This window comes from Blautia sp. OF03-13, assembly GCF_003460685.1.
In the GTDB taxonomy this organism is placed as follows: Bacteria; Bacillota; Clostridia; order Lachnospirales; family Lachnospiraceae; genus Fusicatenibacter; species Fusicatenibacter saccharivorans.
On the sequence record NZ_QTVR01000004.1, the window covers coordinates 106,321 to 120,550 of the forward strand.

Consider the following 14,230-nt stretch of genomic DNA (forward strand, 5'->3'; position numbering starts at 1 on the left):
CGCTGTTTTTTATCATAACAAAATTTTTTTCACTTGTAAATGTCGGATCCGACGATTTCCCGGCCTTTACTCCCCGCAGCTACAGATCATCGAATCAAAAAAAGATGTACTGCAGTAATATTTTTAATCGTTACCGCAATACATCCTTCTCTTTTACTCTGAATCTCAGATCACATATTCATTCGCCTTCTGCATCTGCCAGTCCACGAGGTCTGCCAGGGTGATGTTGTCCACGACGCCGTTGATGGCGTCGTTCAGTTTCTTCCAGAGCAGAACGGTGACACACTGGTCGGCGCGGCCGCAGTCGGTGCCGTCTTCGACGCAGTCGACCGGGGCAAGGCTGCCTTCGGTCAGCCGAAGGATCATGCCTACGGTGTACTCCTCCGGCTTTCGTTTCAGGGAATAGCCGCCTGCCGGGCCGCGGACGCTTTTTACAAAACCGGCCTTATTTAAAATCGAGATGATCTGCTCGAGATACTTCTCGGAAATCTCCTGCCGCTTTGCCACATCCTTCAGGCGCACCGGCTCTCCGGTATTGTTCATCGCCAGATCCAGCATTAAGCGCAGCGCATATCGTCCTCTTGTTGAAACTCTCATTCACATTTCCTCCGAATCTTTATCCTATGATTTATTGTATCCCACATTCTCTACATAATCAATGGGAAATAGGAAATTTCAACGAAGTTTCCTGTAATTCAAAAAATATGCCTCTGACACGAAACCTTGTGCCAGAGGCGTACGTTTTATTTTACTATAACCTGTTTCTTACTTCTTACTGAACTGCCTTAAATGCCTCGTCCAGATCCTCGATAATATCATCGACATTTTCGGTACCGATGGAAAGACGGATGGTGTTTGGTTTGATTCCCTGATCCAGCAGTTCTTCCTCGGTGCACTGGCTGTGCGTGGTGGTTGCCGGATGGATTACCAGAGATTTTACGTCGGCAACGTTAGCCAACAGGGAGAACAGTTCCAGATTGTCGATGAAATCTTTTGCTTTCTGTGCATCGCCTTTGATTTCGAAGGTGAAGATGGAACCGCCGCCGTTCGGGAAGTATTTTGCGTACAGTGCCTGCTGCTTTGGATCATCGGATACAGACGGATGATGTACTTTCTCAACCTGCGGCTGGCTCTCCAGATATTTTACAACTTTCAGTGCGTTCTCAACGTGACGCTCTACGCGGAGAGACAGAGTCTCAAGTCCCTGCAGAAGCAGGAAGGAGTTGAACGGAGAAAGAGTTGCTCCGGTATCACGAAGAAGGATGGCACGTACTTTTGTAACGAATGCAGCCGGTCCAACTGCTTTTGTGAAGCTGATGCCGTGGTAGCTCGGGTTTGGCTCGGTCAGGGATGCGAATTTTCCGGATCCCTCCCAGTCGAATTTACCGCTGTCTACGATCACACCGCCAAGAGTAGTTCCATGGCCGCCGATGAATTTGGTTGCGGAATGAACAACGATGTCTGCGCCGTACTCGATCGGGCGAACGAGGTATGGAGTTGCGAAGGTGTTGTCAACTACCAGCGGAATCTTGTTCTCATGTGCGATTTTTGCAAGTGCTTCGATATCGACAACATCGGAGTTCGGGTTTCCGAGAGTCTCGATGTAGATGGCTTTTGTGTTCTCCTGAACAGCTGCGCGGACCTCATCCAGATTGAATACATCAACGAATGTGGTGCTGATCCCGTACTGCGGAAGTGTGTGTGCCAGCAGGTTGTAGGAACCGCCGTAGATGTTCTTTGCAGATACGATGTGGTCGCCCTTCTGCGCCAGGTTGATAATGGTGTAGTTAATAGCTGCTGCTCCGGAAGCTACTGCAAGTGCTGCAACGCCGCCTTCCAGTGCTGCCATTCTCTGCTCGAAAACGTCCTCGGTCGGGTTGGTCAGACGGCCGTAGATGTTTCCTGCATCCTGGAGTCCGAATCTTGCTGCTGCGTGATCGGAGTTATTGAATACGAAAGAAGATGTCTGATAAATCGGCACTGCTCTTGCTCCGGTTGCCGGATCTGGATTTTCCTGTCCTACGTGAAGCTGTAAGGTTTCAAATTTAAGATTTCTTTCTGCTCTTGTTTTTTTGCTCATGATTTTATTCTCCTGTTCTGATTGTCTTTTTTATTTTCGTTTTTCTATTATTTGTCGGAACCGGTCGTCATTCTGTCTGTCCCCTGCTGCGAAGCGGCTCCGTTTTGATTCTGGATTTATCTGCTTACGCTGCAACACATGACATCATAGATCACGATTCGATTCTCTGCGAAAACTGCTCTCATTGACTTCGCTTCCTCTCGCTTTTATGATATTTCCTATCTGTTTACAAGGGATATTATAGCGGCTGTCTTCTGTTTTGTCTAATACAGAAAAATAATGGCTGGTTATAGGTTTTTCCTATATCATATCTTTACTGCCATTGCACTTTCTTTTGAATTTCCTATACCCGGTTTGCAAACGCAAATCAATTTTTATAGTACAAACTCTTTATACTTCCGGATCTCCTCCAGATACTGCAGTCCCATCGCACTGATCGACATTCCTTTTCTGGAAACGTAGCCGATCATCATATTTTCATCCGCGTGAAGCGGCACCGCACGGTAATCGCTGCCGTTCAGCTCCTCGCAGATGATTCCGGAACAGAGTGTATACCCGTTCAGGCCGACCATCAGGTTCAGCATCGTCGCACGGTCGTTTGCCTTGATAATTCGTTTGTATTCATACGTAGAAAGCACTTCCTCCGCCAGGAAAAATGAGTTGTTGCTTCCCTGGTCAAACGACAGACACGGATATTCCTTCAGTTCCTCCATGGTGATCTCAGTCTTGTCCGCCAGCGGATGATCCTTCCAGAGGTAGACGTATGTTCCGCAGGAAAACAGATCGTGGAACTCCAGGTTATTGTCCTTCATCAGCTTGTTCAGCACTTTCGCATTGAAATCATTCCGATACAGGATGCCGAGTTCACTCTTGAAGTTCTTCACATCCATCAGCACATCGTACGTTCTCGTCTCGTAAACGGCAAACTCGTATTCATCCATGCCGAACTGTTTCACCAGCTCCACGAATGCCTTCACGGCAAAGCTGTAATGCTGCATCGACACACTGAATTTTTTCTTGCCTTTCGTGCGGTAAACATAGCGGTTTTCGAGAAGCTGATACTGATCGGTAACCTGACGGGCGTAGCCCAAAAACTCCTCGCCCTCCGGGGTCAGCACCGTTCCGTGGCTGCTGCGCTTGAACAGTTCAATTCCAATCTCCTTTTCCAGCTCCTTAATCGCGCCCGAGAGGCTTGGCTGTGAAATATAGAGTGCCTTCGCCGCCTCATTCATCGATCTGGAATCCGCGGCCTGGATTACGTAGCGAAGCTGTTGTAGTGTCATAAGTAAAGTTCCCTTTCTGGTATAATTTGATATACGAAACTGCCATTCGCGGAGGGGAGAGTTCCGCGGATGGCAGTTTACACATTTATGCATGATGTCTCTATTCAGAGCATACCGCTCTCAATCTTTATTTTGCAAACAGAGGGGTAGAATAGTATCTGTCTCCATTGTCCGGCAGAAGCACAACAATGGTTTTGCCCTTGTTCTCTTCGCGTTTTGCCAGCTGAATTGCCGCATACAGCGCTGCGCCGGAGGAAATTCCTGCAAGAATAGCTTCCTCGGCTGCCAGATATTTTCCGGTCTCGAAAGCATCCTCATTTTCTACCTTGATGATTTCATCGTAAATGCTGGTATTCAGAGTCTCCGGCACGAAACCTGCGCCGATTCCCTGGATTTTATGCGGTCCGGAAACACCCTCAGACAGTACCGGTGAGGATGCCGGCTCTACTGCTACAATTTTTACTTCCGGTTTTTTCTCTTTTAAATACTCACCCGTTCCGGTGATCGTTCCGCCGGTGCCGACACCTGCAACGAAGATGTCAACCTCTCCGTCGGTATCTTCCCAGATCTCCGGACCTGTTGTCTTTTTGTGGGTTGCCGGGTTTGCCGGGTTCACGAACTGGCCTGCGATGAAGCTGTTAGGGATCTCTTTTGCAAGCTCATCGGCTTTCTCGATCGCACCCTTCATACCCTTTGTTCCATCGGTCAGAACAACCTCTGCGCCGTATGCCTTTACAATGTTGCGGCGCTCTACGCTCATGGTTTCCGGCATCGTAAGGATCATACGATACCCTTTTACGGTAGCTGCCGCTGCCAGTCCGATTCCAGTGTTTCCGGAAGTCGGCTCAATGATAACGGAACCTTCTTTTAAGAGACCTTTTGCCTCAGCATCCTCGATCATCGCTTTTGCGATACGGTCTTTGACGCTTCCTGCCGGATTGAAGGATTCTACTTTTGCGATCAGTTTCGCCTGCAGTCCTTCTTTTTCTTCAATTCGTTTCAGTTCTACCAGCGGAGTTTTTCCTACAAGATCCAGAATGCTGTCATATACCTTTGCCATCGTTGATTTCCTCCTTACTTTTGCTCGCTTTTTCTCTATTTCCCTATTTCCTATTGAGTTTGTATGTTTTAAGTTGTTTCCATCTTATTCCAATCGTTTTAAAATGTCAACACATTTCACTGATATGATCAGAAAAGATGGTTAGAGCAGACCTGCAAGCGCAATACTGACCGCCATTCCGACTAGGGAAGAAAGCAATGCACCCGCCAGTGTGTACCGCGTTTTTTTGATGTGGACCGCTCCGAAATAGACCGCCATCGTATAAAAAACCGTCTCCGTACACGACATCATAATCGAAGCTGCCCGTCCGGCGAAGGAATCACACCCCGCCTCTTTGTAGAGATCCAGCAGCAAACTCACCGCCGCACTGTTGGAAAAGAGACGCACAACCCCGAGCGGCACCAGGGCAGATGGAATCCCCGCCGGTTCCAGCACCGTTCCGAGCAGTTTTCCAAAATCCTCCAGAAATCCCGATGACCGCAGCACACCGACCGCCGCCATCAGCCCGATTAAGGTCGGCACAATTCCGATCACCGTCCGCATGCCGTCCTTCGCCCCGTTCAGAAAATCGCCGAACACATCCTGTTTCATCAAAAGCCCCAGTCCGACCACATAAAAAATCAGCACGGGAACCATCAGATCCGAAAGTGCCGAAAGAATACGCAAAAAAATCCCCTCCTCGGAAAAATCCTATCAGATACACTCCGATACAATTTATTCCGCGGGCGGGGATTTATGTAATTTTATTTCACTTTAATCTGAAACAGACGCGCCATATACGTCTCCGGGAAGTGAATCTGCAGCGTCTTGCTGTAGTCATCGTAATGGAACACATCACCGCATGCTTTCGGGTAAATGCAGGAACCTCCAGCTCTTTCCCTGGGAATGCTCGGTTCAGCGGAACTTCAAAATCAGCCTCTCCGCCGCGTCTCCATACACCAAGATAAATCACATCCCCCGGCACGCGGATGCCGGCTGCGAGGTGCTTGTCCTCATTATCCGCCCATCCCATCGGCCAGAACGGAACGCCGTCCTTGATGCCGCTGCGGATCTCCTTGTAGCAGTCAATTCCCTCCTTTACAAGATCAAACCGCTCCGGCGAAATCTCTGCAAGGTGGCCGCTCTGATGGATACGAAGCAGCAGCGCATTCACCATATTGAAAATAACTTCCTCTTCGGTGCCGTCCCGCAGCGGATACGACCAGATCGCCGCCTGCTCCGGCGTCACGCCGATGGCTGCATTCGCCGAGATCGTCGCATAATTCCGGTAATCCTCCTGATCACTCGTCGACTGAATACTGTTTCTCGCCAGCATTGCATAGTCCATGCGGAGACCGCCGCTCGAGCAGTTCTCAATCACAAGATCCGGGTACTTTTTATAAATGCCGTCCAGCCATGCCAGATACGCTCTCTCATGCTCCAGAAGACCGTCTCCAAAACTGTCTGCATCCACTTCCGTACCAATACCAGGCTCAATATTGTAGTCCATCTTGATATAGCCGACACCGTAGTCCCGTACCACACGGTCGATGACTTCGGTCACATGCTCAATCACAAGCGGATGACGGAAATCCAGCTGATAACGGCTTCTGTCATACACACGCTTGCCGTGGCGCAGGAAGAAGCACTCATCCGGCAGAATGGAAGCCTTCTTACAGTTGATACCCATAACCTCCAGCTCCAGCCAGACACCAGGAATCATGCCCTTCGAACGAATATAATCCGTCACCTCACGCACTCCATTCGGAAAGCGCTTTTTACTCTCCTGCCACTCACCGACACTGTCCCACCAGTTGCCGTCCGCATACCAGCCGGCATCAATGACAAAATACTCACATCCGGCCTTCTCTGCCGCATCCACCAGCGGGAACTCTTTTTCTGTGGTCGGATCTCCAAACAGACAATTCATATAATCATTGAAAATAACCGGCAGATTTTCATTATCCTTATTCGGACGGCGGATCCTTCTGCGGTACTTCGTCAAAGTACCAACCGCCTCCTCAAAATCATCATGCCCAACGCCGACAGCCACCGGAACCGTTGTAAAGGAATCTCCCGGCTTCAGGTTCTTCGACCAGTGTGACTGAATCTCTGTCGGACCGCTCACCGCCAGATAAAAATGGCAGTTCTGATCTCCGATCTCATAATGCCAGGAACCACTGTGTCAATCTCAAAAAACAGACTCGAATCTGCCGCACTGTTTCCAATATATCCCATCGGCACATATTCCTTCGCCGACCAGTTGCCCGTATTCGTAATCTCAATCGTCTTCGAAGTTCTCTGATAATTATGCGGCTGCGTCTGCGCCATGCCAAGATCTGCAAACCTGTACTTCTTCACCGTCAGCTCCTTCTGCCATCCATTGTGAACCACAACCATCGACATCTTGTCATCCGAGCTGACAAGCTCTGGAATTCCCTCTTTCTGTTCCTTCTCAATACCCCAGTAACTAAAACTCGAAATGTACTCCAGTGTCTGGTCTTCCTTTCCTTCGTTCGTCACTGTATTGTACATTCTCGCAACCGGAATCCCATCAAAAAACTGCATCACAGACTCCACCTTCGCGCCCGTCACATCATCCGACTGCACAATCCGAAGCAGATCCCCGTTCTCATTTCTCTCCTCCGAAATCGAATCAAACTTCAGCATAAAGCCCGGAGCCGTCACAATATACTTATTTCCATGCTTCTCATACGGCCGGTTATACCCCGAAAAATTCACCTGCACCAGCTGGAAGCTCTCCTTAATCTGAGCTTCCCGCATTCCTTCCATCATCCACACTCCATCCGGCTTCCGGCAAAGATTCTCCGCGTCAAACGGTGCATGTGAAAAATGAAACAGCTTCAGCTGATTCTCTTCCGTCACCCCAAACACAATATGAATTCCATTCACATCATAACAAATCAGCTCTGCCTTGATCGGGGTCTCAATCCTGCTCGTCCATTTCTGCATCTTAAAAACCCTCCTTTGGAAATTTTTCTCATATTTCCAGCATATAACTTGTCCCCTTTAAAGTCCAGCACATTCTTGCTTTTTCCATCCTATTCTTTTCAACCATCTTGCGCCGATCCGCCCTTCAGGCGGATCCAGACTTTCCTCCCGTTCTCACTCCTATCTCACGCGCCAGCCGTTATTTCACAACCCCAAACGTCGCAATCTCAAACTCCAGGAGTGTCACATGATACACCCCGTTCTCATCCGGGCAAAGTACCTCACCCTTCTCTTCCACTACATTACTGCGGTAAACCTCTTTCATCCAGCTCTCCTTTCGGAAGGAAAGTACCTCATCCTGCGGCATATTGTTCACAAACCGCACAAACAGATCGTCCTTTGCAAGTCCCTTCTTAAACGCCGTCAGATGAATTCCTTCCCCTTCAAAGCGGAGGAAGCTCATTTCCAGCGGCATCTCGCCCGATACGAGTTCCGGTTTTACCTGACCCGGCTTTCTGAGCCATGCCTTTGAAAGACCGGCCTGTGCTGCTGTCAGATCCTGCTGGAATGCGTAACCCTCGGTAAATGCCTCGCCCGTCTTACCGGCTGCATACGGCACAACTTCAAACTCCAGGGTAAACGTTCCGATCTGCTGCGCCTTTGGCGTCGGGAAATAACCCCAGTCACCCATCTCCGCAACGGAGCGAAGCAGCGTTACCGCAATCGCATTCTCCTCATCCGCCAGAACCTCATATTCATACAATCCGCGGTTTGCCACAAGAAGACCATTTGTCTCATCTTCCATTGCAGCAAAACACTGCTGTCTTTCACATCCGCAGGGATTCGTCCAGGTATCATTATGACGGTTATTTCTCTTTACAACCTCAAAGGCAGAATCTGCCAGATGCGTAGACGTATTCAGACCCGTCGGCATTACAACGCGGACTCTGTGATCCTTTGCCTGATTGCAGATTGTCGTTGCAACGTGCAGGCCTTTTCCCGATTTTTCCAGTGTCAGAACCGTCTTTACTTCCATCGGAACCAGTTCCTTCGAACGGTTTGCCACACGCGTATATGGGTCAATACACATCTCACGCTGTCTCTGCAGTTCCTCTCCCATACCGGACGGAATCATCATTTCGTGACAGATCTCAACTACCGTGCGGAATGCATTTTTCTCCACACAGCGAATCTCAGCTTCATGCCTTTCGTTGTGATTGTCTGTTTTCCAGAGTCCTGAATATAAATATATTCATTTCCCATATCTCCGGTATCTTCATAGAGTCCCAGATTTTCATACGTTCTTCCGGTTTCCTTATTCAGAATCTGGTAGGAACCGTCCTCATTGACCGTAACTTTCAGGTTTTCATTTTCCAGAACGCGCTCATTCGCAAAATCTGCAGAGGTTTCCTGGTTCTGATCCGGCTCTGCCTGCTCCAGATAATATGTTGCATATCCCATCGCCAGAACTTCTGCCTCAAACGTTACCAGCACCTTCTTTGCCATATATGGCTGACGGAACCGGTCATCCGGCAGATCGTACCCGAAGGAAATTCCTGCATTTTCGATTTTTGCCGGAACTGCATTTCCGTTTGCATCGCGAAGCACCAGATTTGGCATTTCTACCGCCTCGGCCGCCTCATAACCATCCCATACAAACAGATTGTAATCGCGGAACAGATGCAGTTCTTTTGCAATGACCTGTTTTTTCGCGGTGCCAGAAGTATTCCATACAACGAACGGAATCTTTTCACTGTTTCCAGGAAGTGCCGCGGTATTCACCTGATCGGTCAGGTATTCTACACTCTCATCGTAAATCGCATCCGCACCTGTCTGCTCTTCGCAAAGCGGGTTTTCATTTCTTCATTTACTTCATCGACGCTGCAGCCGCAGATGCTGTCATGCGGATGATTCTGCATCAGCTTTTTCCAGCTGTAAATCATCTGGTCTTCCGGGTATGCTTTGCCAAGCACCTCTGCCATGGCTGCCGCCGGTTCTGCTTTCCGCTCCAGCGCTGTTTCGCCGGCACGGTTGTCCACTTTCAGTCCCATCCAGGAAGAAGCGGTGTTTGCCAGAGTCCATCTTCCGTCTGTTTCCTGACTTGTCAGCTCGCCCTTTACCGTAGAGAAATTCTCGGAAATTTCTTTTTCCATTGCCTTTACATAGGTTTTGAAATCCGAATGAATAAATTCAATGTCCGGGTATAGTTTCCGTGCGACACGGATTGCCTCGGTAATGTCCTTCTGCAATGCTGATGGTCGCATCCGTTCATCATCAGAAGCTGATGTGTTGCCGCAAATTTTCTCGCATCGGCCAGTTTTTTGTCCCAGTAAACTTTTGCTTCTGCCTCATCCACCGGAATCTCCACTCCGTTGTTATACCAGTTTGCAAACAGAATACCCGGCAGTTTCGTTCCGTCCGGGGATGCCCACATCATTTCGGAATACGTGGACTCATACTGTCCTCCGGTTACCTCATTATTCGGTCCGATCGGTTTTACACCGCGTCCGAACACAACCGCATCCATGCCCGCCTGCTTCAGCACCTGCGGCATCTGTCCCGCATTTCCGAATGCATCCGGGAAATAACCGACATTTCCGATCGCTCCGTAACGCTCTGCTTCCTGCATGCCGACCTGAAGATTGCGGACACATGCCTCACCGCTGGTCAGAAACTCATCCTGCAGAATGTACCACGGGCCAGTCTGGATTTTTCCTTCACGGACGCATTTTTCCACCTGCTCGCGTTTTTCCGGGCGCACTTCCAGGTAATCGTCCAGGGCAATCGTCTGTCCATCCAGGAAAAATCCACCAAATTCCGGATCGTTCTCTGCTTTTTCCAAAATATTGTCTACCAGCTCAATCAGTTTCATTCTGTGTTTTTCAAAAGACTGATACCACTCTCTGTCCCAGTGGGAATGGGAAATAATATGAACAGTTGTTTTCATGATGTGTTTCCTCCTGTTATAAAAATGATTTTCAAACTTAAAACTCTTTCTATATTAAGTCTTGTTCCTGTATTGCCGTGTTGATTTGATATATCATATCATAAAAAACGCAATGCTTCTGTCAAGTATTTCTACGTTTTTCCATGATTTTATATCATTTTCTTTTTATTTGATATATCATTTTTAGTTTGACTTATCTTTTTCCCGAGATTATAATACAAAGCAAGTCGATATCACACTTTTACAAATACAGTTGTCACCAATCATACTATTTGAGGAATTTTACAGACATGGATAGAAATAAAAGAATAACGAAACCCAAATATGAAATCATCAAAGAAGCTCTTTTAGAGCGCATCCGCACCGGACAGTTTTCTTCCGATGCCGTGTTCTGCACGGAAAAAATGCTCTCGGAGCAATATGAGGTAAGCCGCATCACAGCAAAGCGGGCGATTGAAGATCTGGAACAGCAGGGAATCCTGTATCGAAAACGCGGCGTCGGAAGCTTTGTCTCGCAGAAAATCCCACCGGTTTCCTCCTCCGCATCAGAAAACGACAGCAAATCAAAAATGGTTTCCCTGCTGCTTCCCTTTGCCACAACACAGGGAAACATTTCGGAAACGATTGGTTCCTTAAGTGCCGCACTGGCCGAAAAAGGATACTTTTTAAGCATTCATATCACCGGCTCTTCCTCTCCGAAGGAACGTACGACACTGGAACTGCTCCGTTCTCAGAACATCGCCGGACTTGTCTACTATCCCAAGCGTGACAATATCCACCTGGAACAGTTAAACGATTTCCTGTTTGCAAACCGCCCGGTTGTCATCATCGACAAGCAGACCGACTGTCCGTATTTAAACAATGTTGTCTGCGACAATTACGATGGCGGACGGCAGCTCACCCGTCACCTCCTGGAACAGGGGCATCGCAACATCGCCTTTTTCACAACAGCCCCCCTTTCCGAAACCTCGTCGGTCCGTGATCGTTTCGGCGGATTTTTGCACGAAATGAAAGCTGCCGGAATCATGCCCGATTCTCAGCAGCTTGTCACCTGGCCCCATTCTCTTTCTGAAGAGGATGCCCTTTCCACAGAACTGACTTCTTTTCAGCAGCAGCTCCTTGCTCTGCATCAAAATGGAATCACTGCTCTTCTCGCAGAAAATGACCAGGTTGCCGAACTTATTTTCCTTGCCTGCCGTACCATTGGCCTTAGGATTCCGGAGGATCTCTGCCTCTGTGGTTTTGATGACACGAGTCTCAGCCGAAGCCTTGAAATTACCTCTATTCATCAGGACTTTGAAAGCATCGGACGGGAAGCCAGCCGGATTCTCCTTTCCGCACTGGAAAACCCTGCGGCGGAACCGGAAAAAATTGTACTGCCGGTGACACTTGTTCCCCGGGCATCCTCGCTTCGAATGATAAAAACAGAATCCTAAAACCAGATCATTTTTCATCTGAATTTTCTTCCAGAAATTTTCGGATCTTCTCTGGCGGCAGCAATGCATAAATACTTTTATGGAATGTTGCCGCCACTTCCAGTTCTCCGTAATATCCTGTACGCACATCACAATTTCCCTGGAATGCCTCCCGCAGTGTCGCATTCAGCGCTGCTCCCTCATCACTGTCCATAAAATCTTTCAGCATCCGGCAGCAGGTGTGCGTGTTTTCATAATAGCGGCGGTATGCCGGATGAAATTCCCGCATCCATCCGCTCACGGATACACAGAACAACGCCGTTGGATGGATCACCGGCTGATAAAAAAGACGCCATTTTTCCTGCTGTACCGGATCTGCCGCAAATGCAAGCAAAGAAACTTTCAGCTCTTCCACAAAACCCGGATAATCTTCCTCCGTCAGAGAGATAATTTTCTGATTGCGCAGATACTGGTTGATATTCGTCGCATCAATCTGCTCCGGAGAAATGTACTGTAAATAACGGGACATCATTTTCAAATCCGTACCTGCGTGCTCAATCGTATGCTGTGTGATTTTCTGCCACAAAAACTGCTGATATTCCGTAACCGGCGTATCCAGATATGCCATCCACAAATACTGTGCCAGCAGCCGGGCATCCCGGGATTCCATCTGATTCCGGGTAGGATCTTCCGGGCAAAAATCGGTATCTGCAAGCATCCCCGCAAGCTGGTCAAGCGACTGGCACACAGGAGCTGTCCGCTCAGACGATCCATTTCGCTGATCGTCTGCTGAATGGTAAGCATCTGCGACTGGAGTGCATTCAGCTGTTTATGCAGATAAAATGGTGTTGTGCGCGGCTTGTGAAGAATCGCGCGGATATCCGCCAGTGAAAGTCCTGCCTCGCGCAGCTTGCGGATGATAAAAAGTTTTTGAATATCTGCTTCTGAAAAATCATGGTAACCGTTATGTTCATCAACAACGGGCGAGATCATCTTCTGATCGATATAATAATAAACCGTCCTCCTGGACAATCCTGTTTTTTTGATTACTTCCTGAATTCTCATCGTTGCACCCCGTTTTTCCTTTTGTCCAGTCATTCCCCCGCATTCTGACTGTTTCTCTTTTTTTCACTCTTTTTCTTTCTGTTTTTCCGCTTTTTTCGTTTTGATTTTATAAAAGTATACACCTGGTGTATACTTTTGTTTCCTATTATATCCTGTTTTCCATCAAAAAGCCACGTAACAATTCTCTTTTTCCATAGAAATCTTCTGCTTTTGAGAAAAGAATGCTGTTTATTTCTGAAAAAATTTGCATTGACTGTCCACCAACGATATCCCGTATAATAAAGGAAAAGATTTGCAACAAAATTTAAGAGAAAGGAAATATCCCGTTTTTTGTATTCTCCAAAACGAATCGTCATTCAGAGTCAAATGATTTTTCATGCAAAATTCATTTTTCTCCGAATCGTTAAAAAAATAAAAACTACAGCCTGCATAATCAGTTTTCATTGATACGAAAAAACGGGATCGGGTGAATGGTATGATGTTAAAAGATAAAGTTGCAATTGTTACCGGCGGAACCAGAGGAATCGGCTATGCCATTGTGCACAAATTTCTGCAGAACGGCGCGAAAGTCGTCCTGTTCGGATCCCGGGAAGAGACCGTTGCAAAAGCGGTTGCATCTTTAAAAGAAGAAAACCCGGACTGGGAAGTTTCCGGTGCATGGCCAAAGCTAACCGATGCAGCTGCCATGGTAGATGAGATCAACAAAGTCAAAGAAAAATACGGCAAAATCGATATTCTTGTGAACAACGCCGGTGTCTCAGACAGTACACCAATTGACAAGTATACCGCAGAGCGCTTTGCCAGTGTCATGGATCTAAATGTCAACGCCATGATGAACGGCATCCTTCCAACCGTTGCTATTATGAAAGAACAGGGCGGCGGCTGTATTTTAAATACCAGCTCAATGGTCAGCATCTGCGGCCAGCCGGGCGGCGTTGCCTATCCATCCAGTAAATATGCGGTCAACGGTCTGACCTGGTCCCTCGCACGGGAACTTGGTCCTTTCCATATCCGTGTAAACGCGGTTGCACCTGGCATCACCCGTACCGATATGGTTGCCGCACTTCCAAAAGAAATGATCGATCCACTCATCAACCGCATTCCTCTTCGAAGAATTGGTGAGGCAGAAGACATTGCAAACGCATTCCTCTTCCTGGCAAGCGATATGGCTTCGTATGTAACCGGAGAAATTCTTTCCGTGGATGGTGCGATGAGATCCTGATTTATTTTTCATCCAGTTGTACACCATTTTCTGATTTTGAGGTTATCTGCGTAAAATCTATAGTTTTATGATAGAAAAAATCCTGCAAGACGTTAAACTATCTCTCAATCTTCCGCTTTCCATTTTGAAGATTGGGAGGCAGTTCATGTCCCACAGGATTTTTTCCTATATAGCAGCAGATATTCTCAATCCGATTCGCTGCTTATTGTTTTTCACCATGGAAGCAA

The 14,230-nt window shown here is 47.8% G+C and carries 14 protein-coding genes and 1 pseudogene; 2 read left to right on the forward strand and 13 right to left on the reverse strand.

All coding sequences use genetic code 11. The features are described from left to right. Nucleotides 1–165 precede the first annotated feature (165 nt). From DXA55_RS04265 to DXA55_RS17550, 11 genes are all read right to left on the reverse strand, one after another. Nucleotides 166–597, reverse strand: a complete 432-nt coding sequence (locus DXA55_RS04265; RefSeq protein ID WP_117813096.1) for an RrF2 family transcriptional regulator — start codon at nt 595–597, stop codon at nt 166–168. 175 nt (nt 598–772) lie between these two features. After that, the gene (locus DXA55_RS04270; protein ID WP_022462020.1) at nt 773–2,080 is read right to left on the reverse strand and encodes an O-acetylhomoserine aminocarboxypropyltransferase/cysteine synthase family protein; all 1,308 of its coding nucleotides are present in this window, start codon (nt 2,078–2,080) and stop codon (nt 773–775) included. A gap of 374 nt (nt 2,081–2,454) precedes the next feature. Then, entirely contained in the window at nt 2,455–3,363 is a 909-nt protein-coding gene (locus tag DXA55_RS04275; RefSeq protein WP_117813097.1) for a LysR family transcriptional regulator, read from the reverse strand. A 127-nt stretch (nt 3,364–3,490) separates the two neighbouring features. Further along, the gene (gene cysK / locus DXA55_RS04280) at nt 3,491–4,423 is read right to left on the reverse strand and encodes a cysteine synthase A (protein ID WP_055221811.1); all 933 of its coding nucleotides are present in this window, start codon (nt 4,421–4,423) and stop codon (nt 3,491–3,493) included. Between the two features lie 141 nt (nt 4,424–4,564). Next, complete coding sequence (locus DXA55_RS04285; RefSeq protein WP_055226187.1) at nt 4,565–5,089, reverse strand: spore maturation protein; 525 nt, start codon at nt 5,087–5,089, stop codon at nt 4,565–4,567. 82 nt (nt 5,090–5,171) lie between these two features. Next, complete coding sequence (locus DXA55_RS17525) at nt 5,172–6,530, reverse strand: glycoside hydrolase family 36 protein (RefSeq protein WP_242998351.1); 1,359 nt, start codon at nt 6,528–6,530, stop codon at nt 5,172–5,174. Then, nucleotides 6,527–7,375, reverse strand: coding sequence for a hypothetical protein (locus DXA55_RS17530; protein WP_242998352.1), 849 nt, complete (start codon nt 7,373–7,375; stop codon nt 6,527–6,529). The genes DXA55_RS17525 and DXA55_RS17530 overlap by 4 nt, the downstream gene beginning before the upstream one ends. Before the next feature lie 178 nt (nt 7,376–7,553). Further along, complete coding sequence (locus tag DXA55_RS17535) at nt 7,554–8,537, reverse strand: glycoside hydrolase family 38 C-terminal domain-containing protein (protein WP_242998353.1); 984 nt, start codon at nt 8,535–8,537, stop codon at nt 7,554–7,556. Further along, nucleotides 8,510–9,136, reverse strand: a complete 627-nt coding sequence (locus DXA55_RS17540) for a glycoside hydrolase family 38 C-terminal domain-containing protein (protein ID WP_242998354.1) — start codon at nt 9,134–9,136, stop codon at nt 8,510–8,512. Before DXA55_RS17540 ends, DXA55_RS17535 begins: the two co-directional genes overlap by 28 nt. A 17-nt stretch (nt 9,137–9,153) precedes the next feature. After that, entirely contained in the window at nt 9,154–9,507 is a 354-nt protein-coding gene (locus tag DXA55_RS17545; protein ID WP_242998355.1) for a hypothetical protein, read from the reverse strand. A gap of 5 nt (nt 9,508–9,512) precedes the next feature. Then, complete coding sequence (locus tag DXA55_RS17550; RefSeq protein ID WP_242998356.1) at nt 9,513–10,301, reverse strand: hypothetical protein; 789 nt, start codon at nt 10,299–10,301, stop codon at nt 9,513–9,515. A 290-nt stretch (nt 10,302–10,591) separates the two neighbouring features. Here DXA55_RS17550 and DXA55_RS04300 point away from each other — a divergent pair, with 290 nt between their 5' ends. Further along, nucleotides 10,592–11,737: a substrate-binding domain-containing protein gene (locus DXA55_RS04300; RefSeq protein ID WP_117813099.1), complete on the forward strand. Its 1,146-nt coding sequence runs from the start codon at nt 10,592–10,594 to the stop codon at nt 11,735–11,737. A 7-nt stretch (nt 11,738–11,744) separates the two neighbouring features. Here the strand turns inward: DXA55_RS04300 and DXA55_RS04305 are convergent, their stop codons facing one another. Continuing rightward, the gene (locus tag DXA55_RS04305; RefSeq protein WP_242998357.1) at nt 11,745–12,464 is read right to left on the reverse strand and encodes a hypothetical protein; all 720 of its coding nucleotides are present in this window, start codon (nt 12,462–12,464) and stop codon (nt 11,745–11,747) included. Between the two features lie 26 nt (nt 12,465–12,490). Beyond that, nucleotides 12,491–12,814, reverse strand: a pseudogene (locus DXA55_RS19510) (helix-turn-helix domain-containing protein); the annotation flags it as partial. Nucleotides 12,815–13,256: 442 nt separating this feature from the next. Between DXA55_RS19510 and DXA55_RS04320 the strand changes: the two are divergent. Continuing rightward, a complete protein-coding gene (locus tag DXA55_RS04320) occupies nt 13,257–14,003 on the forward strand; it encodes an SDR family NAD(P)-dependent oxidoreductase (protein WP_199596439.1) in 747 nt (248 codons plus the stop codon). The last annotated feature ends 227 nt before the right edge of the window (nt 14,004–14,230 follow it).